Raw genomic sequence first — 26,110 nt, 5'->3', positions numbered from 1 at the left:
ATGCTTACAAAACGAATTATACCCTGTTTAGACATTAAAAACGGAAGAACCGTTAAAGGTGTTAATTTTGTAAACCTTCGTGATGCTGGAGATCCAGTAGAATTAGCAAAACAATACGCAGTAAAAGGTGCAGACGAGCTGGTATTTCTAGATATTTCGGCTACTTTAGAAGGTAGAAAAACCATGATTGATATGGTTTTAAAAGTAGCAGAACACGTTAATATTCCGTTTACAGTTGGTGGAGGAATTTCGTCTATTGAAGATGTATATAAGCTTTTAAAATCTGGAGCAGATAAGGTTTCTATAAACTCTTCAGCAGTAAAACGTCCAGAATTGGTTAATGAATTAGCTAATAAATTTGGTAGCCAATGTGTTGTCGTTGCTATAGATGCTAAGCAAATTAATGGAGAATGGATGGTGCATTTAGCAGGTGGAAGTATTCCAACAAAATTAAATTTATTCGATTGGGCAAAAGAGGTTGAACGTAGAGGAGCAGGTGAAATATTATTCACATCCATGAATAACGATGGTACCAAAGCAGGTTTTGCAAACGAAGCTTTAGCTATGCTTTCTGAAACTTTAAATATTCCAATAATAGCATCAGGTGGAGCAGGAAACGTGCAACATTTTGTAGATACCTTTAAAGAAGGGAAAGCAGACGCAGCATTGGCTGCAAGTGTGTTTCATTTTGGAGAAATAGAAATTAAAGATTTAAAAGAAGCATTAAGAGATAATAATATAGCAGTACGACTATAAACCGTCTTGTTGAATTCGTTTCAGCATTTCATAAAAATTAATGTCTTCTCGAGCGCAGTCGAGAGGTTATTTGAAATATAGAGGTCTCGACTGCGCTCGACCAGACAAAACAAAAAAAATGAACATAGATTTCAATAAAAACAAAGATGGATTAGTACCAGCAATCATACAAGATGCAATAACAAAAAATGTATTGATGTTGGGTTATATGAATGAAGAAGCGTTTAATAAAACCAAAGACACCAAATTGGTTACTTTTTTCAGCAGAACCAAAAACCGCTTATGGACTAAAGGTGAAGATAGTGGTAATGTTTTAAACTTAGTAGAAATAAAACTAGATTGCGATAATGACACATTATTAATACAAGTTAATCCAAAAGGACCAACATGCCACAAAGGAAGCGATACGTGTTGGAGTGACACTAATTCTGAAAGTTTCGGTTTTATTTCAAAATTAGAAAATACTATAGAATCTAGAGTTAAAGCTGGAGACACGACTAAATCTTACGTAGCTTCGCTATTTGAAAAAGGAATTAATAAAATTGCACAAAAAGTAGGAGAGGAAGCAGTAGAAGTGGTTATTGAAGCAAAAGACGATAACGACGATTTATTTTTAAATGAAAGTGCCGATTTATTGTTTCACTACCTAATGTTGCTTCAAGCTAAGGGTTTTAAGTTTAATGACGTAGTCACTGTATTAAAAGAAAGAGAATAATAAAAAAGGCATCAAATGATGATGCCTTTTTATTATTTCTGTTAAGTTTATTATCTAATCCAGCCTTTTTGAACAAATAGTCTAGCCAATATAACAAATACTATAGCAAAAACTATAATCATAATAGTCATTACTAAACTACTGACGTAGTCATTGATTAATAAATAGCTCATTTGTACAATCACAGCTAAAAGTGATAATATCATTAGTGTGTAGCCTAGTTTTTTTCGTAATAGAATAAAAACAAAAGCAAAAAATCCTGCAAAAACTGCAATTGCAAATGCAGCAGTAACCCAAGCAGGTGTGTTTGCTACAATGTTTAACTGTTCTTCAGTATACATGTTTCTAAAACTCTCTGTGTTGTAAGCTTGTTGTAAATAGGCATTGACACCCATTCCGTTCCAGATCAGTCCAATAGCTGCGACGATCCAAAACCAAATTGGTGGTTTTTGTGTAGTTGTCATAATTTTATATTTAGTTAGTTAATAGCGTTCAATTTATAAAAATTTTGCGAGATGCTCACTAAAACTGTATTTTCGACATTCAATTTGTATTATGCAAAAAAAGTTTTTCTACGTTATTACTATTCAGTATTTAGGTTATCGATTTCATGGTTGGCAGAAGCAACCTAATCTAAAAACGTTGCACTTAATGGTAGATCGCACATTAAATTTCATTTTAGAAAAAAAGAAATTTAAAACTCTAACCTCAGGTCGTACAGATGCTATGGTAAGTGCAGAAAGTGCAGCTTTCGAGCTTTTTTTAGAAGAACCCATCGAAGATTTTGATGCGTTTTTAACATTATTTAATTACAATTTACCTCAAGATATTCGTGCTTTAGCTATTAAAGTAGTCGATAAAGACTTTAATATCATTCAGCATTCCAAAATCAAAGAATACTTATATTTATTTGCTTTTGGCGACAAATTTCATCCGTTTTGCGCACCAATATTAACGACTATATTAGACGATTTAGATATTAATCTAATGAAAGAAGGTGCAAAACTTTTTGAGGGTAAGCATTACCTAAGAGCATATTGCTACAAGCCAACAGATAATGGTATTTACAACAGAGAAATTATGCAGTGTGAACTAGTTGAAAACACTATTTACACAGCTAATTTCTTTCCTAAAAAAAGCTACATCCTTCGTGTTAGAGGTAAAGGTTTTATGCGTAATCAAATTAGATTGATGATGGGAACTTTGATAGAATTGGGTCAAGGCAAGCGCACTTTAGAAGATATTGAAGCTAGTCTAAAGTCTGATTATAAATACAATATGCAATATATTGCTCCTGCTTCAGGATTAATATTAAATTCAATCGAATTTGAATAGTCTATATTAATTATAGACATCACTTACCCATTAACTTTTCCCATTTAAGATCTAAGAGCCCTTTGTTTATACGCTATTATTGAAATTGTGTAACAATCTTAAAGAATCTTATAACAGATTGACTTGATTTATGACGCATCTTTGTATTAATAAATTACAATACACAAGTACACCAATCAAATAATTAACCATAAATAAAAAATAATGCAAGACAAATTCAATAAAGCTTTAGAATTATTATCAGACAAATTAGAAGGATGGTTTAATGCTTTTATCAAAAGTATTCCAAATCTAATAATCGCAATTTTAGTTCTTATAGCTTTTTATTACATATCTAGATATGTTTCAAGATTAGTAGGTAAAATAGTTTCTAAAAAGGTTCATCAAGACTCTTTAGTAGGAATGATTACTAAGATTACTGCAGTAATAGTCATAGGTGTAGGTTTTTTCCTTGCTTTAGGAATACTTAATTTAAGTGAAACCCTAGAAACATTAATAGGTGCAGCTGGTATCTCTGGTCTAGTGATAGGTTTAGCATTACAAGGCACATTAAGTAACACATTTGCTGGAATTGTACTTAGTATTAGAAAAAGTATACGACTAGGACACTGGGTTGAAACCAATGGGTTTGCAGGTGAAGTTGTAGAAATTAGTTTAAAGAATTTTGTTATAAAGGAAGCAGATAACAATATGGTCATGATACCTAACAAATCTATCCTTGATAACCCTATCAAAAACTACTCTCTGACCACAAAAATGAGAGTAATGATTAATTGTGGAGTAGGCTATGAATCTGATTTAGAAAAGGTAAGAACTTTAACAAAGGATACAATACAAAAAACATTTAGTCAAATACAAAGTCCAGAAGATGTTGAATTTTTCTATGAAGAATTTGGAGGAAGTTCTATAAACTTTGTTTGTAGATTTTGGATTGATGCTGAAAACTCGCTAGAAAAAATAAGAGCAAAAAGCACAGCCATTATTGAAATTAAAAAGGCGTTTGATAAAGAAAATATAAATATACCTTTCCCAATTAGAACGTTGCAATTTGATAATAAACTGAGTCTTGAAAAGTCAGAATCTAGTGATGAATAATCATATTAATATAAAGACATTCAAATTATATAACATAACCACATAATGATGTAACAGGAACACTATTAAATTGTTGCATCTTTGAAATAACAAACAAAACAACCAATTAAAACCAAAATTATGAAAAAATTAGCTTACACATTTCTTATTCTGTTTTCATTATCAATAGTACTTACAGGATGTAGAGAAGAAAAATCAACAGGAGAAAAAGTTGAAGACGCTGTAGAAAGTGTTGCAGATGATGTTGAAGACACTGTAGATTAATTAATAAAATTGCTAGAAAAAGAAAAAAACCAAAAATTATTACTAACCCTTAAAACACAAAAATTATGTTACGTTGGACCATTACATTTATTATTATCGCAGTTATAGCTGGAATCTTAGGATTTGGAGGTATAGCAGGAGCATCAGCAGGAATTGCAAAAATTTTATTCTTCATTTTTATAGTATTATTTGTACTATCATTAATAAAAGGTGGAGTTAAAAGTTAAATTAAATATATAAATTAAACGTACTTGTTAACCAAAATTAGTTTAGAAGCAAAAATTAACAAACTAGTACGCAATAATTATTATATCTTTAAATAAGATACCTAATCAAATAATTCATTTTAAGATACTATTTGATTAATAGCAGAGTCTCGACTTACAGTCGAGACTTTTTTGTATTTTAGAGTAATAAATATTAGATATGACAGAAACTATTCCTAGAGAGACCTTTACTTTTTTAAAAGATTTAGAAAAAAACAATAATCGTGACTGGTTTAATGAGCATAAAAGTGCTTTTAAAGAAATTGAGACTGAGATTAAGCAAGTATATAATCAGTTGTTTCAAATGCTAAATAAACACGATGAGATTGATAAAGTTAAATTATTTAGAATTTATAGAGATGTAAGATTCTCTAAAAATAAATTACCTTACAAAACGCATTTTGGTGGTTCTTTTAATCGAGTAAAACCCAAATTAAGAGGTGGTTACTATATGCATATTCAACCTAATAATGAAAGTTTTATTGCAACAGGTTTTTGGGATCCTTCTAAAGAAGATTTATTAAGAATTAGAAAAGAATTTGAAATGGATGATCAAGAGATGCGCGATATCCTAAATAGTAAAAACTTCAATTCTGTTTGGGGAGGTTTTGTTGGTGACGAGCTTAAAACAGCACCAAAAGGTTTTGATAAAGAGCATCCTGCTATTGACTTAATTAGAAGAAAACAATTTATTTTCACCAAGAAATATACAGACAAACAGGTATTATCGTCTAATTTTTTAGAGGAGGTTAATAACTCGTTTAAAATTATACGACCATTTTTTGATTATATGAGTGAGGTATTAACCACAGATTTAAATGGAGTGTCACTTATAAAGTAGTAAAAAATTAACTAAACCGCTTTTAAAACTTCAGGCATTTCAAACAATTGGATGTTATGTTGTAAACGTTGCTTTACAATATTCATCATACGTTTGTTTAGGGCAGACGAGTTTTTTATATAAAGCTCATATTCTTCTGTTGTAAATTGTCCAATGACAATACCCTTTAAACTATTTCTAAACTTTATGTCTTTATGTATAGCGTTATCAATGTAATTAAGACGCTTTTCAATGGTTAGTTGATAAAATACATTTTTATGTTTTGTAATGTAGTTTTTGAAGACAGCTACAAATAAATCGTTTTGTAACTTAATTATTGGTCGTAAAGTAATATTCTGAAACCGTTCGTCATCACTCATATTATCTGATATTTTAATTGATAAAATAACAGGTCTTACAGCTAGAAGTTGATTGTCACGTGTAGTCATAATCATTTGTTTTCAATAAAAATATCGATAAAAACTACCAATGTAAACATAGGTAAAATTACTTTTTAACTGCTTTGTTAACAATTTGGATATTGTATTTTTGTCAAAAGAACTTTTAAACATGAAATTTGGCAGTGTCGAAAACCCAGAAGCAATAGACTTTACATTACCTAAAGACCATAAAGACACTAAACGTGTTTTAAATGTTGTCAAAGATGATAATGTACCAGGTATCTATGTTGGTTGTGCAAAATGGAATAGGGCAGATCTTAAAGGGTTCTACCCAAGAGGTACTAAGGACGAATTAGGATATTACTCATCTCAGTTTAACTCAATTGAATTAAACGCAACGTTTTACCGTATTTTTCCACCAGAACAATTTAGTAAATGGTATGATAAAACACCTGCTAATTTTAAGTTTTTCCCAAAGTTAAATCAAGAAATTAGTCATTGGAAACGGTTACAGGATGTTAAAGAAGTCGTGGATAATTATTTGTATTCTGCTGTAAATTTAAAAGAAAAACTTGGCACTATTTTTTTACAGATGAATACTAATTTTACTCCAAAAGATTTTGACAGAGTAGTTAGTTTTGTTGAAAGTTGGCCAAAAGAAATCCCACTAGCAGTAGAATTTAGACATACTAATTGGTATAATGACCCAGTAATTTCAGAAGAATTATATCAGCTTTTAGAAGCCAATAACATCTCTAATATTATAGTCGATTCTGCTGGAAGGCGAGACATTATGCACATGAGATTAACCAATCCTACCGCTTTTGTGCGCTATGTTGGAGCCAATCATGAGAGTGATTACTCAAGGTTAGATGATTGGATTGTAAGACTAAAAACTTGGAAAGAACAAGGTGTAAAAGAAATAGACTTTTTTATTCATCAAAATATTGAAAAAGAATCACCTTTACTATCTGCTTATTTTATTAAACAATTAAATGCTGAGTTGGGTTGTAATCTCACAATTCCTAACGACAATTTTCAACAAAACTTATTTTAAATATATGAGATTTCATACCAGAAAATGGGTAAAACCAGAAGATTTAAACCCAAACGGAACCTTATTTGGAGGTCAATTATTAGCTTGGATAGATGAAGAAGCTGCTTTATACACAGTTGTGCAGTTAGAAAACAATAAAGTAGTCACAAAATACATGAGTGAAATTAACTTTATGAGTAAAGCTGTTAAAGGAGATATTATTGAAATAGGGATGGAGGTTCAAAAATTTGGACGATCTTCTATTACCTTAAACTGTGAGGTTAGAAACATGCGTACACGCGAAACCATAATAACAGTAGACAACATCATTATGGTTAATTTAGATGAGCATGGAAACCCAAAACCACACGGAAAAACAAAAATTGAGTTTGTAAAGGATAGATTGAACAATTAACTATTCAGCCAATAACTCTATAATACGTTGCTCTAGCTTACGTCCAGAAATTTTCTCGCTAGCAATACGTCCTTTTTTGTCTATTAATAGCTTAAATGGGATACTCTCTACACCATATCTAAAGGCAATAGATTTATTTTTATCCAAAATATGATAATCCCAATTGAGGTTATCCACATGTATTGCACTTATCCATTCGGCTTGACCTTTATCTTCACTAATGCTCATAATTTCAAAACCATCTGCGTTGTATTTATTATACAAAGCAACTAAATTTGGGTTTGATGCACGACATGGACCACACCAACTTGCCCAAAAGTCTAATAGCACAACTTTACCACGAGGAATTGAGTTTAATGACATGGTCTCACCATATTGGTTTTTACCGCTTAAACTATATGCTTTTGGTCTATATTCTTCATAAGTTTTTGCTACGGTTTCAGCTTTAATAGGAATTGGTTTTGCTACGTAATTTTCTTTTTCAATAATTAAAGAATCTATAGCTTTAACCGAAGCCATACTTTTAATTTCAGGAGACAAACTGTTATAAAATTCCCTTAATTTTTGATGTCCATAAGCATCAATATTCTCTTTTATAACTAGAGTAGTAAAGTAAGAGTTTGGATTGTCTTGGATAAATTGTCTTGTGTACTCTCCAGTTTGCTTAAACAACGCTGATCGATCTTTCCTAAGTTTAGAAATACTTTTATTAGAAAAATCGCCTTTTAAATTATAGTACAAATCCACCCCTTTATTTCTAAAACTATACATTTTTTTAGAGTAAGCTGCATAATCTTTTTGAATAGGTGTAGAAGAGTAGCTTGACGAGTTTTCTATAGTTTCATTTAAAAAAACATTAATTTTTGAAGCGTCAATTAATAGCCTAAACCGTTTATTACTTAAATTACTAGATAGACTGTAATAATCTGGCGTGTCAATGTCTCCTTTAAACTGAAATTTTTTATCTACAACAGTAACCGAATCTATAATTACAGGAATTCTATTTTCAAATTTGTGTAAGTAAACAGTCGTTAGTGCATCGCTAAAACTATGTCCATTAATGACATATTGATTATCTAATAGCACTAAGTCTTCTTTAGTATTATTAATAGTGTCTGATGTTATTGACGATTGATTTTTTGAGGTAAAGGTATCACAACCTAATAGTAAAAGGCATCCTAAAAGCAGTGAGAGTCGAGGAAAAATGTTCATAGTGAATGAATTAACAATTCAATATTACTATTTTTTATTCAACAATTTAAGACTTCAAATATTTTTTATCAACATAGAATGTTCCAAAAGGTAGTATAGATGCCAATAAAATAATACTAAAGTCTTTACTTGACCATTGTTGTTCTGGTTTTAATAAAAATGCTAAAGCGATGTACGCTACAAATAATAATCCATGTGGCATACCTAGTAATTTGACATAAACATCGTCTCCAGAAGGTAGTCTTTTGTATATGGCTGCAGCCATTAACAGTAAGTATGAGACACCTTCTAATAAGGCTACAATACGGAATGTGTTGAGCATAATCAATATCTTTAATACAAAGATAAATATAGTTTAGCTAATTATGATTTTTACATTGGATTTATCGTTAATTTCGTTGACATAAATTACAATGGACACTACTAGAAAATCAATATTAATTATACTTTCTTTTTTCTCAATATATGTTATTTGGGGATCTACATATTTGCTTAATAAAATAGCAGTCCAAGAAATACCACCTTTTTACTTGGCATCTATTAGATTTTTTTGTTCTGCCATATTAATTATGTGCATCGCGTTGTTACTGAAGGTATCCTTAAAAATTACATTTAAACAATTTAAAAACTCGGTTATTATTGGTTTTTTATTCTTAGTGTATGGCAATGGTGTTTTTGTTTGGGCTTTAAAATATGTTGATAGTGGTTTTGCAGCATTGATAGCTGCCACACAACCGTTGTTTGTAATTTTGTTAATGCGTGTTTTAAATGGTTTTGAAATCAAAACTAAAGCCATAATTGGCGTTGTTTTGGGATTAATTGGAATGTATCTTTTAGTATCTCAAGATAGTTTACAATTAAATGAGGATAGCTACATTGGCATTACCTTAATGTTTACTTGTATATTAAGTTGGAGTTACGGAAGCATTTTTGTGTCTAAAGCTGATTTACCTAAAAGCTATCTTGTGGCTACAGGTTACCAGATGATTATTGCTAGTATGATTTTAATAGTGTTAAGTTATAGTTTTAATGAAACTTGGACAGCACCTTTATCATGGAGTAGCAATGCGCAATGGTCAATGGTTTTACTTATAATTTTTGGAGGTGTTGTAGCGTTTACAGCTTTTAATTATTTATTAAAAGAAGTCTCTACAGAGAAGGTTGCTACTTCCGCTTACGTTAATCCAGTTATAGCTTTATTTTTAGGTTGGTACGTTTTAGAAGAACAATTAACCACACAATCTTTAGTTGCAGCATTTATCTTACTATTGGGTGTGTATTTTATTAATTCTAAAAAGAAATTTATACCATTTTCTAGATTAAGAAAGTAATTTAACGAGTGTATGTCATAGTATGTACAACATTACCTTCTTTATCAAAGTAAGTCCACAAACCAATAGGTTGTTTCCAGTCTAAATATTGACCTTTAGATTTAACACTTCCGTTTTCGTAAAAAAATGTAACTGGTCCTTCAACTTTGTTATCTATATAGGTACCTTCACAAACTTTGTTTCCCATTGGATCAAAATCAATCCATTTACCGTTACCAATACCATCAACATATTCTTGCATCGTCATGTAATTTCCATTATCATATTTACCATATAGTGTACCAGTAAAAGGAATGTCGCTTCCTATTTTATAATAGATAGACCCTTTTTTGTAGGCTTTTTGATATGTGTCAGACATGGCTACAAGTTTTTTGTCCTCCTTATTATTTTGAGACTGACAACTAAGTGTTATAAACAATGAGATAGAGAGTATTAATATTTTTTTCATGTTACTATTATTTAAAAAGATTATCTAAATTTAGTGCTCTAGTTTCTACAAAATACAAACTTGAAATACCATCATATTCTTCTGGATTTTTTTTGTAATCTCTAGAAAAGAAAAAGTACTTACCATCGCTAGAAATAGCTGCTGGACACTCATTCATGTTTGTATTAATAAGTTTTCCAAGATTTACTGATGGCAACCATTGATTATTTTTATCTTTTTTACTTATAAAAATATCGTCGCCACCAAAACCATCCTCACGATTGTAAACTTGAAAAAATAAATATTGTCCATCTGCAGATATTACAGGAGCATACTCCCATTTATCCTCTTTATTAATGGTTTTAGGTAGTTTTTTAAAATTACTAAATTCTCCATTAACAATTGAAGTTTCATAGATGTCAAGTCCCTTGTCATTTCTATTCATTGTTCCTGTGTAAAAAGTTGTATCATTTGCTGTCACAAAATGGCTAACATTACTGGAAGGCCATTCCTCATTTTCAACTTGTACTTTATTTATAATCTCAGGTAGTGGAATAGGAGTGGTCCATTTACCATCAACCCATTGTGTTTGCCAAACATTCATATCAAAATTTCCCTTATTAGGTCTATTAGGTATAGGTCTTGCACTTCCAAAATATACAGTGTTACCATCTTTACTAAATTGAGGTGATTCGTCTCTATCTGTAGAAAAACTTGTAATTACAGGAGTTGACCATATATTATTAGCAAAACGGGTTTCGTAAACTTTTTGCTTTTCGTCTCCAATTCTTCTTGTAAATAAAATTGTTTTACAATCTGGTGAAAGAGTCAAACCAAATTCTTGATCTTTTAAATTAGTTACTATATCTGGTAGAAATAATTCAGGAATTAAAACGTCTTTGTTAGTTAAATGATTAGAAGTTATGATGTCTTTGTTGGTGTTCTGACAAGACATAATAAGGGCTAGACTAAAATATAGTATGTGATTCAGTTTCATTATTTATAAATTTTAAAATTTGTAGCCAATTGTCTTTAACAATTTCTGCTGCTTCGATTAGTTGATTGTTCTCAATATGGTTAATGATAATTTCATGATGATTGTTGGAATCACTAAAAAAGTGCTTGGATTTCATAAATTCTAACTCGTAAAAAAATATTCTAGTTTTTAAATCAGATAATATCTGTTTAGCTATCTCACTATCGTAATCGGATATAAGTATATCATGAAATTTTATATCAGCATTAATTCGCTCCAGACCATCTTCTAATAATCTAAGCTTAGATTCTTGTTTTTTTAAATCCTTTATAGTAGAAGTTTTAAATGTAGAATTTTGTACAGCTAATGCCTCAATCGTAGCAATTAATTGATATAAATTTATAGCTTCTTCTTTACTTATATTTTTTATGATAAATCCTTTATTAGGAATAGCTTCAATAATATTTACTTGTTGTAATTGTGTTAAAGCTTCTCTAATAGGTGTAACACTAACGTCTAATTCCCTTGCCAATCCAGCCAATGATAAAGACTGTCCTGCAACAAGTTTTCCTTCTCGCATTTTTTGGATAAGTAGTGTTTTAATTTGATCTCTTAGGGTGATTTTTATAATCATAATGTAAATATAATATATCGTATACGATTTTGAATACTATTATTAAATATTTAACACAATTATTTAAATATCAGTTAAATACATAATTAATTAAAAAGTTAGTATCTTTGTAACTCATTTAAGTAAGTAAACCTTTCCTTTTCCACACTTCACAAGTAGTATTGAATCGTTAAGCAGAACATAGCTTTTTATTACTTTCTGTTAAATGAATTCATTTTAAAACCTATTTAATAACGCTAATGGCAAAATCACAACAGACATTTAATAAAAGTGAAAAAGAAAAAAAACGCTTAAAGAAAAGAGAAGATAAGCGCAAAAAAATGGAAGCTAGAAAAGCTGAAAAAGAAGCAAACGGAGGCTCTGATGGTATCCAATTTGCTTATGTAGATTACAATGGAAACTTGGTAGATACTCCACCAGATCCAGAGATGAAAGAGAAAATTGATGCAGAAGAAATTGTTTTAGGTGTTCCTAAAAAAGTGGAAGGCGAAGAGGAAGATCCAATAAGAAATGGTAAAGTGTCCTTTTTTGACACCTCTAAAGGATTTGGATTTATTATTGATACTGAGAATAACGAGAAATATTTTTGTCATGTCAGTGGTTTAATTGATCAAATAGCAGAAAACGACAAAGTCTCGTTTGAGTTAGAGCGTGGTATGAAAGGTATGAATGCAGTAAAAGTTAAGAAGATATAATTTTTTAATACATAAAAGTTTTAAAGCCATTAGGTAATTTTTACTTAATGGTTTTTTTTATTTAATAAATAATTGAAAATCGTTCGGTTTTTAACATCTAAATAAGTCAGTTTTATCGTACTTTGTATAAACCAAAACTAGAACAACCTCTGGATTTTTATGAAATCACTTTACTTTTCAATTTTTTTCCTATTTGCTTTATCAATAGTTAACGCGCAAACCACAGTTATTCCTGATGCTAACTTTGAACAAGAGTTAATCAATCAAGGTATAGATACCAATGGATTAAATGGTAATATTCTTGATGCAGATGCTCAAGCCATTAACACTTTAAATTTAGCAGGCAATGCCATATCAGATATTACAGGTATAAGCGCATTTGTTAACTTGACTAGTTTAGATTTAGGTACTAATCCAGTAATAGATGTTGATTTATCTGCATTAGTATTACTAACTGAATTTACAACGGATGATAATGATGCTTTAAATAGTATTGATTTTACTCAAAATATTTTATTAGAAATGATTTTTTTAGAAAGTAATTTCACTACTCCTGGTGATCCACCAATAACAGTAATTGATTTATCACAAAATATTAATTTAATAGAAATAGATATTGATAATCTTAGAAATGTTACAGATTTAATTTTACCAATTACACCCACATTAACCGATATTTATGTTCGCTACTTAGCTGACATTAGTTTAGATTTTTCACTACTAGATGGCTTAGAAGATTTAAATATTGGTGGATCTGCTGTAAATAATGTTGTTATTACACTTCCTAATGTTTTTACTGTTTTAAAAACGTTAAGAATTAGTAGTATTGATATTCCAACTATTGATATCTCTAATTATATAAATTTAGAAAGCTTATACCTTTGGGGAACTTATGTTGAGAATTTATTACTTCCAAACTCGACAACGCTTACCGATATTTTTATCATTATACATGACATTCAAAATCCTTTAGATTTTTCTGTGTTACCTAACTTAGAAGATTTAGATATCACATCCAATCAGACAACACCTTTAGTAGTTGATTTAACTCAAAATTATCAGTTAGTTGACTTAGATTTGTCACGTAATGATATGGATACCATAGATTTAACACAAAATACACTACTTGAAACCATTAGACTAAATGTTAATAATTTTACTACAATTAATATTACTCAAAATGTATTAGTAGATCGCTTTGAAGCCTATTCTAATCAATTACCAAGTATGGATTTAACTCAGAACGCTGTTCTTAGGTATTTGGTTTTAAGAGATAATGTATTACCTACGTTAGATTTAACTCAAAATCTAGAATTACGTAGTGCTGATTTGTCGATTAATTTATTACCTAACTTAGATGTCACTCAAAACTTAGAATTAAATTCATTAGACATTAGCCAAAACCTGTTTACCACCACTGGATTAGATTTAACTCAAAATGTTAATCTATATACTTTGCGTGCATCTTACAATCAAATAGAATCTTTAGATATAACACAAAACATTGTATTAAGTACCTTAATAATAGATCACAACTTGTTTCCAGGTACTGCTATTTTAGATCAATTTTATACCATCAGATTAAATGCAGGAGGCATAGGTGGTGGTGCGCTGATTGTTAGTTATAATTTGCTTACAGGTCAAATACCAGATTTTGCATCGTTGGTAGAAATGCAAAATGGAACACCTATTGGATTTGATTTAGCATTTGATAATAATTATTTTGAATTTGGACATTTTGAAGATCAGCATGCCAATTTAGTCATACATGATAACACTCCAGGACCAGCTCCAAGTTGGACATGGCTAGATAATATTGAAGATTATTTTTATGCACCACAAGCAAAAGTCGATACTATTGATACTATAAATGCAAATGCTGGAGATAGTGTAACCTTAACAACGGTTTGCGCTGGTACGCAAAACCATTACACTTGGTTTAAAGATGGTGTGGCTATTCCTGGAGCGCCAGATAGTCCCAACTATACAATACCTTCATTAGATAGCTGTGATGACGGAATTTACTATACTGAAATTACCAGTGATCTAGTCCTATTTGAAAATACTAATCCACCAGGAACAGGAGGTAAAAATTTATTATTGATAAGAAATGATATTACTTTAAATGTAACTTCTCCATCTGAAGATTGTGTAACATTAATTAATCCTTTATCAGGAGCTACAAACGTTGCGTTGAATGAAACCTTAGAATGGAATGCTAATTTAGGTGCATGTGGTTATTTTTTAAGTATTGGTACAACACCAGGCGGAACAGACATTTTAAATAATGCTGATGTTGGTGATGTCACCAGTTATAATATTGGAAGTAATTTTCCGTCTAATACACAAATCTATGTGACTATTACGCCTTATTTCTATAGTGGTAATACATTAAGTTGTCCTGAGGAGAGTTTTACAACTGGTACAACCGAAAGTCCAACATCTTGTACGACTTTAATACTACCAACTGATGGTGCAATTGATGTCCCAATAACAACAAATTTAGAATGGAATCCTAGTCCATATGCAATAGGCTACATTTTAAATATTGGTACAACTCCTGGAGGAGATGACATAGTAAGTACAGACGTCGAAAATTCTGTAACAACATATAATCCATCGATTAATCTACCAGAATCTACTTTAATATATGTAACTATCATTCCTTATAATAATTTGGGTTATGCAACAGGATGTATTGAAGAATCTTTCACAACAGAAGGTTTTACACCAAATTGTACCACATTGTCTAGTCCAATAAATAATGCAATAAATGTATTAGTCAATACAGATGTATCATGGAATTCTGTTATGGATGCTACAGGATATAATCTGTCGGTTGGAACAACTTCAGGCGGAACAGATATTTTAAATAATCAAGATGTAGGTAATGTCACCAATTTTGACTTACCAGCAGATTTACCCTTTGGTACTCAAATATATGTTTCTATTATTCCATATAATACTTCCGGTTCTGCTGTTGGTTGTACAGAAGAAAGCTTTATAACAGAACAAATACCACCAATTTGCACAAATCTTTCTTCTCCATTAAATGGAGTGATAGATGTGTCAATTGCTACAGACTTATCATGGAATGTAATTAATAACGCAACAGGTTACTTGTTAACAGTTGGAACGACTTCAGGAGGAACAGATATTATTAACAATCAAGATCTTGGCAATGTCACAACGTTTAACTTACCAACAGATTTACCAGACGAAACACAAATTTTTGTTACGATAACACCTTATAATTCCGCTGGAAATGCAATAGGATGTGCAGAAGAAAGTTTTACTACAGAAGTTGTCACTCCGTTATGTACTAGTTTGATATCGCCTTTAGGTGGAGCAGTAGATGTATCTATTGCAACAGATGTATCTTGGACTGCAATTGGTAACGCTACAGGTTACTTGTTGATAGTTGGAACGACCTCAGGAGGAACCAATATTGTAAACAATCAAGATGTTGGTAGTGTCACTACTTTTGACCTACCAACAGACTTGCCAGACGAAACGCAGATATTTGTTACAATAATACCATATAATTCAGCAGGAAACGCTATTGGATGTATAGAAGAGAGTTTCACTACAGAAGTTGTCATTCCGTTGTGTACTAGTTTAGCGTCACCATTACAAGGAGCAATTAATGTGTCGATTGCAACAGACGTGTCTTGGACTGCAATTGGTAATGCAACAGGATATTTCCTGACAGTTGGGACAACTTCTGGCGGAACAGATATTATAAACAATCAAGACGTTGGTAATGTCACAACGTTTGACTTACCAACAGATTTACCAGACGAAACTCAAATTTTTGTTACGATAACTCCTTACAATTCAGCAGGAAATGCATTTGGATGCACAGAAGAAAGTTTTACAACAGAGGTTGTCATACCATTATGTACTAGTTTGATATCTCCTTTAGATGGAGCAGTAGATGTATCGATTGCAACAGATATATCATGGACTTCAATTGGTAATGCTACAGGCTACCTCTTGACAGTTGGGACAACTTCAGGAGCAACAAATATTGTAAATAATCAAGATGTTGGTAATGTCACCACTTTTGACCTACCTATGGATTTACCTGGAATCACTCAAATATTTGTGTCAATCACACCATATAATTCAGCAGGAAACGCATTAGGATGTACAGAAGAGAGTTTTATCACAGAATTACCACCACCAAGTTGCAGTAATCTTATTTCGCCATTTTTTCAAGAAACAGATGTTGCTTTAGATACGGATTTAGCCTGGTCTGCAAGCGACTATGCAGATGGCTATCTAATTACTATAGGTACTAATACTGGGTTGGATGATATATTAGCAACTGTAGATGTAGGAAATGTTTTAAGTTATGATATCCCTTTTGATTTGCCAAATAATACAACTGTATATGTTACGGTAACGTCTTATAATGCTACAGGAGGAACAGTTTGTGGAGACGACCAATTTACAACCGAAGACTTAACTCCATTGTGCGTTAGTTTAACAGCTCCACTTAATGGAGAAACTAATGTGGCTATAAACACCAATATTTCATGGCAACCGGAGATTAATGCGGAAGGTTATATTTTGACAATGGGAACAACAGCTGGCGGAAATGACTTAGTTAATGCAATAGATGTTGGTAATATTACTACTTACAATTATCCAAATATATTACCACAAAATACTCAAATATTTGTTTCAGCCATTCCGTACAATTATTTAGGTCAAGCTACTGGTTGTATAGAGGAAAGTTTTACAACAGAATTACTAATCCCAGATTGTACTAGTTTAAGTAGTCCTTTTAACGGAGAAACTAATGTGTCTATTACAACAGATTTAAATTGGGCAGCAATTGCGTATACAGATGGTTATATACTTTCAGTCGGAACGACTTCTGGCGGAACAGACCTAATTAATGGATTAGATGTTGGTAATGTGACTAGTTACGCTTTCGCGGAAAACTGGCCTGACGATACTACTATTTATGTGACAATTATTCCTTACAATAGTGTCGGAAGTGCATCAAATTGCTCGGAAGTTAGTTTTACAACAGAAGTAGTAATACCAGACTGCACATATCTAATATCACCATTTAATACAGAAATTGATGTTCTAGTAGGAAGCTTATTAACTTGGGAAACAATTGATAATGCTATTGGGTATATTGTATCTATTGGGACAACTCCAAACGGAACTGATATAGCAGATGCTATTGATGTTGGAAACTCTACGACTTACCAACCTACTACAGACTTTGTGGATAATACAAACATCTATGTAAGTATTATACCATATAATACTGCAGGAAATGCTCTAGGATGTGTGTCCGAACAATTTACTACTGAAAACAGAAGTATCATCACTCCTTCATTTTTCACACCAAATGATGATGCCTATAACCAATATTGGAAAGTCCAAGACCCTAAAAACGAAATTAAAACTATTTATATTTTTGATCGTTTTGGCAAGCTAATTAAAAGCTTTGGAAACACCTCTGTTGGTTGGGATGGAACTTTTAATGGAGACAATCTCCCCACAGATGATTATTGGTATCTTTTAGAGCTTTTTGACGGAACAATACAAAAAGGGCATTTTACTTTAAAACGATAGTTTAGTAAACATTATGTGTTTGTAATTTCTAGATTTAAAACACTAGCATTAAAGATATGACCATCAAAATGCTACTATACTTGTGCAAAACTTAATATATTCATGCTATAATTTTAGTCTCTACATGAGAGTTAGAACAACTATTATTAAAAATTTATTTTCTCAATAGAGGTTTTTTAATTAATGATAGATATTGGAATGATTAATGTGAATGTTTTTGTATTTTAAAACTCATTTTAGGAGGATGAAAAATAATTACATTTTATTACTATTCTGTTGTCTATCAAACATGGCTTATTTTATAAGTCCTAGTATTGGTGGATCAACTGTTTTAGCTTTGTCTTCTGCTTTACCTGAAAAATCTGAAATTTTTGAAACGATTTCAACTTATAATTCATCAGAAACTACAAATTATAGCATTGAAAACAGTTTCAAAACACAAACAAATAGTTTAGATTGTACAAATTTAATTAGCCCTTTTAATACAGAGACTAATGTGTCGATAGTGACAGATTTAAGTTGGACTATAGTTGCTGCAGCTAGCGGATATTTACTTACAGTAGGTTCAACTCCTGGAGGAAACGACGTTTTAGATAATTTTGATGTAGGTCCAATCCCTTTTTATACGTTCACCAGTCCTTTATTAACAAATACTCAATATTATGTAACTGTAACCCCTTACAATACTTCTTCAAGCGCAATTGGTTGTGTAGAAGAAACATTTGTAACAGGATCGCAAATACCAGAATGTACTGCACTTACATCTCCAATTAATGGAGCTGTAGATGTTTCCTTATCTACAGATATCTCTTGGAATGCAGTAGATTTAGCAGAAGGGTACTATTTAACAATAGGTTTTACTTCTGGTGGAGCAGAATTATTAAATAATATTAATGTTGGTAATGTTACAACTTATGATTTCCCAAATGATTTATCATCATTAACACAGGTGTTTGTAACTATCATACCTTATAATAATTTTGGAACTCCCTCAGGTTGCCAAGAACAAAGTTTTACTACCAAATTCTCGTTACCTATAGAACCAGATTGTAGCGATTTAATATTTCCTCAAAATAGCGCTACAGATGTACCATTATCTACTAGTTTATCTTGGCAAGCAATAGTAAATGTAGAAGGTTATTTGTTAACTATAGGGACTTTTTCAAATGGTTCTAATATTACTAATAATTTAGATGTTGGTGACGTTACAACGTATGATTTAACAGGTCTTTTAGAAGCTAATACAGACTATTATGTGACCATAATACCTTATAATGATTTTGGAAATGCAGCTGGTTGTTTAGAAGTGTTTTTTACAACAGAAGATGTCGTTCCGGAATGTACTTATTTAATTTCACCTTATAATGGAGAGTTAAATGTACTCGAAAGTACAAGTATTACATGGCATTCTGTTGGTAATGCAAACGGATACACACTTAGTTTAGGAACCACTTCTAATGGAACTGACTTAGTAAACAACCTAGATGTTTTTGATACAAGTTATACGCCTAATTTAGAGTGGCCTGAAGGCGAAACTATTTACGTATCGATTACACCATACAATGATATTGGCGAAGCATTAAGTTGCCAACAAGAATCTTTTACAATTATAGACTATCCAATATATGCACCATCTTTTTTTACAGCAAATGGAGATACTTATAATGATTACTGGGAAGTTACAGATACAGAACATGAAATCAAGCAAATTTTAATCTTTGATCGTTATGGAAAATTGCTTAAAACTATAACTAATTCAAATGAAGGTTGGGATGGTACTTTTAAAGGACGTAAACTACCTACAGATGACTATTGGTATTATATTGAGCTGTTTGATGGAAGTACTCAAAAAGGACATTTTACTTTAAAGCGATAACCTGAACTATAAATTAGCTATTTCGACCAAAACTCTTCTATCTTTGTGCAAAATTTAAATGTATGTCGCAACAGTTTTCTAGTTTAGGTATTAATGAAGCGTTAAATAATCGATTGGCAGGCTTGCAAATAACGGTTCCTACAACTATTCAAAAGCAAGTAATACCTGTAATCCTTAATAAAACAGAAGATGTTGTTGCAATAGCAAAAACAGGAACTGGAAAAACCGCAGCTTTTGGATTACCATTGTTGCAATTGGTTAATCCTGAAAACACTAGTGTTCAAGCAGTTATATTAGCACCAACAAGAGAGTTAGGGCAGCAAATATTAAAAAACTTAGAAGAGTTTAATTCAGACGTTTTAAATGTGTCTATTGCTGGAGCATTCGGAGGTATTCCAATAAAACCACAAATAGAGCGATTAAAACATACCACACAAATAGTCGTAGCCACTCCAGGTCGTTTGGCAGATTTGATAGACAAAAACGCTATTAACCTAAAAGATGTTAGTTTTTTTGTCTTAGACGAAGCAGATGAAATGGTAACCGCACATAAAGACGGTGTAGACACCATTATTAATGTGTTACCCAAGTCCATACGTACCTTGTTATTTACTGCAACATTACCAGGAACTATTAAACAACTCATACAAAATAGGTTGTCCAAAAAGGTTATCACTATTGAGGCAGATATGGACACAGTTGAACATCAAGGTGTGGACCATCAATATGTGGTTGTGCAGCCTATAGAAAAGCTTAATGTGTTAATGCATTTTTTAAATACTAACCATGGACAACGTGGTATTATCTTTTGTAAAACCAAAGCTGCAGTTAATAAATTGGCTAAAAACTTAGCAATTAATAAATTTTCGTCTGGAGCCTTACATGGTAGCTTATCTCAAGGGATTCGTGATCGAATCATGGACCAATTTAGAGCTGGTCATATTAATATTCTTGTGGCAACAGATTTAGCAGCTCGTGGTATAGATGTCAAAGATTTAGCATTTGTTGTAAATTATCATTTACCAGATACGTATGATGCTTATGTTCATAGAAGTGGTCGTACTGCTAGAGCAGGAGCAAAGGGGTTAGCTTTAAGTGTGATACAAGAAGATGAAGTACAAGATATCCCAGAATTTGAAGACGAGTTAGGCATTACCTTTAACGAATATCAAAAAGCAGATGCACAAAGTCTCGAAGAAAATAATGGCTTGCTTTGGGCAAGACGTATATTTAAAACGAAGCCCAACAGAGACGTTTCAGAAGATTTTAAAGCAAAAATTAAAACCATTTTTCATCACTTAACAAAAGAAGAATTAGTTGATAAAATTTTAGCAAATTACATAGCAGAAACTAAAACTATAGCTGAAAAACCAGAGGTTGTAAAACGGAAAAAGAAAAAATAAGCAATGGGTCATTACATCAAAGCACAGCAAGATATATTAGATAAACTCAACATTACTTCGCTTAACCCAATGCAGGAGGAAGCGTTATTGTCTATTACAAGTACTGCAAATACAGTATTACTCTCTCCAACGGGAACTGGTAAAACGGTAGCTTTTTTATTGCCTACTATAGCCGCTTTAGATAAAGACAACCCAAATGTGCAGTTGTTAATTTTAGTGCCTTCACGTGAGTTAGCTATTCAGATAGAACAAGTGATTCGTACAATGGGTTCTGGTTTTAAGGCTAATGCTGTGTATGGTGGCAGACCATTTAGTAAAGATAAAATAGACTTGGCACATACACCAGCAATTATTATTGGTACGCCTGGACGTGTTGGAGACCATTTGCGACGTCAAACTTTTGTAGTGGAAGACATCAATACTTTAGTTTTAGACGAATTTGATAAATCTTTAGAAGTTGGTTTTGAAAAAGAAATGAGCGAGATAATCTCCTGTCTTCCTAATATTTCAAAACGTATTTTGACCTCTGCGACTCAAGACATAGAAATCCCTCGTTTTGTAGGATTACAAAACGAATTGGTGATTGATTACTTAGATACTAAAGACTCTAATTTAGAGATAAAAACGGTACTCTCTCCAGATAAAAATAAGTTGCAAACGCTAGTAGATTTACTACATGATATTGGTAACAAACCAGGTATCATCTTCTGTAATTTTAAAGATACGATTCAATTTGTTAGCGATTTTTTAAATAAAAATAACATTCCGCATGGATGTTTTCAGGGTGGTATGGAGCAAATAGATCGTGAACGAGCTTTAATAAAATTTAGAAATGGAACACATCAAATTATTATCGCTACAGACTTGGCAGCACGTGGATTAGATATTCCAGAACTTAACTATATTATTCATTATCAATTGCCTTTAAAGGCTGAAGAGTTTACACATAGAAACGGTCGAACTGCGCGTATGAATGCACAAGGGACAGCCTATGTGTTACAATGGGAAGGAGAGACCTTACCCGATTTTATAAAAACAGATAAAATAATAACTCCTAAAGGAACTGTAAAAACTTTAGAATCATCATGGACTACTTTATTTATTTCTGGAGGACGAAAAGATAAAATTTCAAAAGGCGATATAGCAGGCTTATTTTTCAAGCAAGCAGATCTTGAAAAAAACGAATTAGGTGTTATAGAACTAAAACAGGATTGTGCTTTTGTGGCTGTACCAAAAGTTAAATGTAAAGATGTCATTAAAAAAACTAATGACACGCGTTTGAAGAAAAAGAAGGTACGCGTTAAAGAGATTTAAAACTTAAATAGCTTTTTTATAATAAGACAACTCTATTATAAATACTGTTGTTAGTGATTTACGCTGTAAATTGGAAGTTAATTATTGTAATCACATAGTTTTTAAAGATTTAATTATTAACTTTAAGGAACTAATCATAACTACCAAAATGCCATTAATTACATTAGAAGAACAAAATAATTCAAATTATAAACATGCCATAATCCTTGTCCATGGTTTAAACGGAAGTAATGCAACTTGGGGTCATAATCGTGAGCCACACGATCCCGAACGATTTGTTCCAGTGATGTTAAATGATCCATTTATTAAAGATAATTTTCAAATATTTTTATTTGATTATACAACAAAGACTATAAATTTTTTAGATTTTTTAAGAAAAATAAAATCTGTATTGCCAGGTAAAAAAGAAAAAGATAAGTTTAATGTTGGTTTAAGAAAAATATCTGAAGTTTTAGATACCGCAGTAAGAACTATAGAACCAGATTATGAAACTATATCTTTTATAGGTCATAGTATGGGAGGAATTGTAATAAAAAAAGCTTTAATTTATTTATCTAAAATCGAAGATAAAATACCATTTTTTTTATCTTTAAATGTACCACATCAAGGATCTGCTTTGGCAAATGTTGGCTATGGGTTATTTGACAATGTCCAATTAAAGGACCTTAGTTTATTAGGCGATTATACCACAGCTTTAAGTAATGATTACACCAGAGCTGGAAGTCCTTCAAAAATCATTTATGTACATGGTGGACAAGACAAAGTAGTGGCGGAAGCTGCTGCAATACCACCAAATGCAGAAGAAGAAAATTGGTTACGAACAGAAGATGAGCACTACAGTATATGCAGAATACCTCAAAATCAAGTGTCATATGTTTATACAAGGCTTAAAAGGGAACTAAAAAATGTTTTGGATGGTCAAATTTATTTGTCCATAAACATACCTGAACAATCATTCTTTAACGAGGCTGCTATGATTATAGCAAAAACAGAAGGACTAAGTCTAGAATTACATGGCTTTGATAATGCTCAACTTAAATGTACCATTACAAGTGGTTTAATACATTCTAAAACAGCGATTGAGGCACTTGAAAAATTAAGATTTAGATCAGTCCCACAACTTCCTGATTATACTGTCAGCCAAGTTAAAAACACTCTAATAATTAAAACTAAGTAAATATGTCATCATGTAATTGTACTGGTAATACTGGTGGAACAAAATGTTCTGATAATAGTTATGCTATTTGTAGAAAAGTAGGAAATAAATGTATGGGAGAATGTGTCCCTAGAGACTTTGGTTTAAAAGCAAGTGATTTACCAGGTAATTCTGCGATAATAATGGCTAAGTTATTTTTGAATAAAATTGACCCTGAATTATATCCCGAAATTAAAAGTGGAAGATTTTATTCTGAAGGTCTAAATAATATAGGCTCTAATGAACTAAACTTGCTTAAAAGTGGTGAACACGAATATATTAATAAACATGGAAAACCTGTGGTTGTTAGATTTGCTATTCCTAAAGAAATTATAAAAGCTTTAAGAGGTAGAGGTAGGTCTGGTGATAAAGAAATGGTTTTAAGTTAAAATTTATGTAAATAAATTAGATTGATTAGATCTAAACATTCAATATTTTATAATTTGTATTAATCATTTTATCAGGTTAATTACCTGTCATCTATTATTTCTTAATACCTTTAAGGTACTAATCATAATCAATGACCTTAAAACCATTCATTTTTTGTTGTCTGTTTTCTATTGTAGTAACAGCTCAAGTGCAGACTACTTTTGACCAAACAGACTCAGAAGCTTTTCAGTTTGGAGGTGCTTTAAAATTGTCATTCGAAGTTCAAAAATTCACTAATTTTAGATTAAGTATCGCAGCTGGAGTTGGTAAAAAAATCAACGATTTAGATTTTATTTATCCAGCTATTAATACTGAAATTCAGTTATATAATGGAGGTGTTGGTAGCTCTTTATTATACAGTAAACAGCGACAACTTATTGTAGATTTTATTATGTCTTTTACTGTAACAGGTGGTATTAGAGAAGTAACTAATTATGGCTATGCTACACGTTATAATCCGTTAAATTATTTTAGCGATTTATCTGCAAAACCCTTGCAAAACCCTTATTATAATTCGATGTCACTGGGTTCTAATTATGTAATCTCGTCAGATACTAACAGAGAAAATCAGTTAGTTGGAATTGCCAACTTTAATATAGAACGTACGTTTCAGTTTACATATTATAACGATGGTACTCCCTTCAGAAATTGGACAGGAGATGGTTATGATAGATATTATACAGGAGGCGGAATTATTTCATATTATGGAAACTATAACGATGCTGTAAACTTTGCAGAATTGAGTTATCATAAATTTACTGGTTACCAACGTAATGCATTTGAAATGGCTAATCATTTGCAAATAGATTTTATTCCTTATAAAGATGTTCAAGCCTTTTATTATAACCAAAGTCGTTGGCGATTTGCAGTGGGGAATTATGATAGTGGATTTAGTGGTCATGTATCAATTTATGATAACCCAAAACTCGATATTCAAGATTATATTCATTTAACAATAGATAATGCGTACCATCCTAACACGTTTAACAAACCACGTTGGGCTTTTGGTTTTGATTATAACTATGTAAACTGGAATAGCAAATGAAAAAACTAATTGTCTTATTAGTAATATTAAGTGTTTTATGGTCCTGTAAAACTTACAAAATAGTTAAGCAAAATCAACTTGATGCTACCATTACACGTACTTTTAATTTCGAAGATTTTGATATATATGTGTTTAAAATGTGTGAAAAATCTAGTGCAGAAGTAGATGGAGATTTGAGTTCAGAAAGCTTAGCATTTCCATTTTATACTAATTGCGATGATACTTCAAAAGATAAAGTTGTTGAAGAAACTTATCTGCTAATACCAAAACAGCATATTGCAGACAACACGGTATTGTACATTACGACGTTTTCCTATAAAAACTTGCGAAAAGACTGTGGAGTATTTAATTGCGAATTATTCAATAGCAAAATTTTTGTAGAAGATGTGGATATTATTTATTTAGGTAAATTAGAAAACAATAGCATTACATTTTACAAAAATTCTACTAAAAGAAAAGAGCAGCATATAAGTACTTGGAATATTAAAACAGATAAAACAGATAATGGAGTAGCTACTATTAAAATTATAGATGCCACAATGGTCGAATCCATTTTTGATACCAAACCGCAAATACCTATAGAATCTGTCTTTAGTACAGATGTTGTGTTTCATAAAGAGGACAGAACGTTAATTTATGGTAAAAATTTATCCGAATTTCAAAAAGCTTGTTATACAGATTGTAAAGAAAAAATAATCATTCCAACACTAAGAGGCGAAAATATTGGCTGTCCGGTAAATAGCTTGCTACTTTCTGAAAAAGCCTTCTATTTTGAATCTAAAAATTTTGATACGTCAGAGTATTATAAGTTTCATATAGACCGCTTATTTTATTTAGATGCATTTCCTGTCAAAAACTAAAAATCATAA

General features: G+C 31.4%; 26 protein-coding genes. 19 read left to right on the top strand and 7 right to left on the bottom strand.

Annotation, left to right across the window (positions count from 1 at the left end; all coding sequences use genetic code 11):
• Both hisF and hisIE read left to right on the top strand, forming a co-directional pair.
• Complete coding sequence (gene hisF / locus Ollyesu_RS12360) at positions 1–756, top strand: imidazole glycerol phosphate synthase subunit HisF (RefSeq protein ID WP_279301532.1); 756 nt, start codon at positions 1–3, stop codon at positions 754–756.
• 118 nt (positions 757–874) lie between these two features.
• On the top strand, positions 875–1,471 hold the full coding sequence (gene hisIE, locus Ollyesu_RS12355; RefSeq protein ID WP_279301531.1) for a bifunctional phosphoribosyl-AMP cyclohydrolase/phosphoribosyl-ATP diphosphatase HisIE: 597 nt from the start codon (positions 875–877) through the stop codon (positions 1,469–1,471).
• A 50-nt stretch (positions 1,472–1,521) separates the two neighbouring features.
• On the opposite strand, the gene Ollyesu_RS12350 is transcribed toward hisIE, so the two are convergent.
• The gene (locus Ollyesu_RS12350) at positions 1,522–1,935 is read right to left on the bottom strand and encodes a hypothetical protein (RefSeq protein ID WP_279301530.1); all 414 of its coding nucleotides are present in this window, start codon (positions 1,933–1,935) and stop codon (positions 1,522–1,524) included.
• A gap of 88 nt (positions 1,936–2,023) precedes the next feature.
• On the opposite strand from Ollyesu_RS12350, the gene Ollyesu_RS12345 reads away from it, so the two are divergent.
• The 5 genes from Ollyesu_RS12345 to Ollyesu_RS12325 all read left to right on the top strand — a co-directional run bounded on the left by Ollyesu_RS12345 (position 2,024) and on the right by Ollyesu_RS12325 (position 5,272).
• Positions 2,024–2,806 (top strand): tRNA pseudouridine(38-40) synthase TruA, encoded by a 783-nt coding sequence (locus tag Ollyesu_RS12345; protein WP_279303076.1) that lies wholly within the window; start codon positions 2,024–2,026, stop codon positions 2,804–2,806.
• 204 nt (positions 2,807–3,010) lie between these two features.
• Positions 3,011–3,901: a mechanosensitive ion channel gene (locus Ollyesu_RS12340; RefSeq protein ID WP_279301529.1), complete on the top strand. Its 891-nt coding sequence runs from the start codon at positions 3,011–3,013 to the stop codon at positions 3,899–3,901.
• Positions 3,902–4,021: 120 nt separating this feature from the next.
• Positions 4,022–4,165: a hypothetical protein gene (locus Ollyesu_RS12335; protein WP_279301528.1), complete on the top strand. Its 144-nt coding sequence runs from the start codon at positions 4,022–4,024 to the stop codon at positions 4,163–4,165.
• A 65-nt stretch (positions 4,166–4,230) separates the two neighbouring features.
• Positions 4,231–4,392, top strand: a complete 162-nt coding sequence (locus Ollyesu_RS12330) for a DUF1328 domain-containing protein (protein WP_279301527.1) — start codon at positions 4,231–4,233, stop codon at positions 4,390–4,392.
• 199 nt (positions 4,393–4,591) lie between these two features.
• A complete protein-coding gene (locus Ollyesu_RS12325; protein ID WP_279301526.1) occupies positions 4,592–5,272 on the top strand; it encodes a DUF2461 domain-containing protein in 681 nt (226 codons plus the stop codon).
• A gap of 11 nt (positions 5,273–5,283) precedes the next feature.
• Here the strand turns inward: Ollyesu_RS12325 and Ollyesu_RS12320 are convergent, their stop codons facing one another.
• Positions 5,284–5,700 carry a glyoxalase gene (locus Ollyesu_RS12320; protein WP_279301525.1) on the bottom strand — a complete coding sequence of 139 codons (417 nt, stop codon included), beginning with the start codon at positions 5,698–5,700 and terminating at the stop codon, positions 5,284–5,286.
• Positions 5,701–5,821: 121 nt separating this feature from the next.
• Between Ollyesu_RS12320 and Ollyesu_RS12315 the strand changes: the two genes are divergently transcribed.
• Together Ollyesu_RS12315 and Ollyesu_RS12310 are read left to right on the top strand one after the other, a co-directional pair.
• Positions 5,822–6,709: a DUF72 domain-containing protein gene (locus Ollyesu_RS12315; protein WP_279301524.1), complete on the top strand. Its 888-nt coding sequence runs from the start codon at positions 5,822–5,824 to the stop codon at positions 6,707–6,709.
• 4 nt (positions 6,710–6,713) lie between these two features.
• The gene (locus Ollyesu_RS12310; RefSeq protein ID WP_111660717.1) at positions 6,714–7,103 is read left to right on the top strand and encodes a hotdog domain-containing protein; all 390 of its coding nucleotides are present in this window, start codon (positions 6,714–6,716) and stop codon (positions 7,101–7,103) included.
• On the opposite strand, the gene Ollyesu_RS12305 is transcribed toward Ollyesu_RS12310, so the two are convergent.
• Positions 7,104–8,315, bottom strand: coding sequence for a TlpA disulfide reductase family protein (locus Ollyesu_RS12305; RefSeq protein WP_279301523.1), 1,212 nt, complete (start codon positions 8,313–8,315; stop codon positions 7,104–7,106).
• A gap of 46 nt (positions 8,316–8,361) precedes the next feature.
• Positions 8,362–8,637 (bottom strand): DUF3817 domain-containing protein, encoded by a 276-nt coding sequence (locus Ollyesu_RS12300; protein WP_279301522.1) that lies wholly within the window; start codon positions 8,635–8,637, stop codon positions 8,362–8,364.
• Between the two features lie 91 nt (positions 8,638–8,728).
• Between Ollyesu_RS12300 and Ollyesu_RS12295 the strand changes: the two genes are divergently transcribed.
• The gene (locus tag Ollyesu_RS12295; protein ID WP_279301521.1) at positions 8,729–9,646 is read left to right on the top strand and encodes an EamA family transporter; all 918 of its coding nucleotides are present in this window, start codon (positions 8,729–8,731) and stop codon (positions 9,644–9,646) included.
• Between the two features lies 1 nt (position 9,647).
• Here the strand turns inward: Ollyesu_RS12295 and Ollyesu_RS12290 are convergent, their stop codons facing one another.
• Genes Ollyesu_RS12290 through Ollyesu_RS12280 form a run of 3 tightly spaced genes read right to left on the bottom strand, consistent with a single transcriptional unit; the run spans position 9,648 to position 11,683 of the window.
• A complete protein-coding gene (locus Ollyesu_RS12290; protein WP_279301520.1) occupies positions 9,648–10,094 on the bottom strand; it encodes a hypothetical protein in 447 nt (148 codons plus the stop codon).
• Between the two features lie 7 nt (positions 10,095–10,101).
• A complete protein-coding gene (locus Ollyesu_RS12285) occupies positions 10,102–11,028 on the bottom strand; it encodes a hypothetical protein (protein ID WP_279301519.1) in 927 nt (308 codons plus the stop codon).
• Positions 11,029–11,041: 13 nt separating this feature from the next.
• Positions 11,042–11,683, bottom strand: coding sequence for a GntR family transcriptional regulator (locus tag Ollyesu_RS12280; protein WP_279301518.1), 642 nt, complete (start codon positions 11,681–11,683; stop codon positions 11,042–11,044).
• Between the two features lie 239 nt (positions 11,684–11,922).
• On the opposite strand from Ollyesu_RS12280, the gene Ollyesu_RS12275 reads away from it, so the two are divergent.
• The 9 genes from Ollyesu_RS12275 (at position 11,923) to Ollyesu_RS12235 (ending at position 26,101) form a co-directional block, all read left to right on the top strand.
• A complete protein-coding gene (locus tag Ollyesu_RS12275) occupies positions 11,923–12,378 on the top strand; it encodes a cold shock domain-containing protein (protein WP_279301517.1) in 456 nt (151 codons plus the stop codon).
• Between the two features lie 159 nt (positions 12,379–12,537).
• A complete protein-coding gene (locus Ollyesu_RS12270) occupies positions 12,538–17,979 on the top strand; it encodes a T9SS type B sorting domain-containing protein (protein ID WP_279301516.1) in 5,442 nt (1,813 codons plus the stop codon).
• Positions 17,980–18,268: 289 nt separating this feature from the next.
• Positions 18,269–19,855, top strand: a complete 1,587-nt coding sequence (locus Ollyesu_RS12265; protein WP_279301515.1) for a T9SS type B sorting domain-containing protein — start codon at positions 18,269–18,271, stop codon at positions 19,853–19,855.
• A gap of 62 nt (positions 19,856–19,917) precedes the next feature.
• Entirely contained in the window at positions 19,918–21,258 is a 1,341-nt protein-coding gene (locus tag Ollyesu_RS12260; RefSeq protein WP_279301514.1) for a DEAD/DEAH box helicase, read from the top strand.
• A gap of 3 nt (positions 21,259–21,261) precedes the next feature.
• On the top strand, positions 21,262–22,572 hold the full coding sequence (locus Ollyesu_RS12255; protein ID WP_279301513.1) for a DEAD/DEAH box helicase: 1,311 nt from the start codon (positions 21,262–21,264) through the stop codon (positions 22,570–22,572).
• 148 nt (positions 22,573–22,720) lie between these two features.
• The gene (locus Ollyesu_RS12250; RefSeq protein ID WP_279301512.1) at positions 22,721–23,749 is read left to right on the top strand and encodes a hypothetical protein; all 1,029 of its coding nucleotides are present in this window, start codon (positions 22,721–22,723) and stop codon (positions 23,747–23,749) included.
• A gap of 2 nt (positions 23,750–23,751) precedes the next feature.
• Positions 23,752–24,156 carry a hypothetical protein gene (locus Ollyesu_RS12245; RefSeq protein WP_279301511.1) on the top strand — a complete coding sequence of 135 codons (405 nt, stop codon included), beginning with the start codon at positions 23,752–23,754 and terminating at the stop codon, positions 24,154–24,156.
• 131 nt (positions 24,157–24,287) lie between these two features.
• On the top strand, positions 24,288–25,241 hold the full coding sequence (locus Ollyesu_RS12240; RefSeq protein ID WP_279301510.1) for a hypothetical protein: 954 nt from the start codon (positions 24,288–24,290) through the stop codon (positions 25,239–25,241).
• Positions 25,238–26,101, top strand: a complete 864-nt coding sequence (locus Ollyesu_RS12235) for a hypothetical protein (protein WP_279301509.1) — start codon at positions 25,238–25,240, stop codon at positions 26,099–26,101. The genes Ollyesu_RS12240 and Ollyesu_RS12235 overlap by 4 nt, the downstream gene beginning before the upstream one ends.
• The last annotated feature ends 9 nt before the right edge of the window (positions 26,102–26,110 follow it).

It is taken from the genome of Olleya sp. YS (genome assembly GCF_029760915.1).
In the GTDB taxonomy this organism is placed as follows: Bacteria; Bacteroidota; Bacteroidia; order Flavobacteriales; family Flavobacteriaceae; genus Olleya.
Note: the sequence above shows the minus strand (reverse complement) of the source record. Positions and strands in the feature narration are given on the sequence as shown.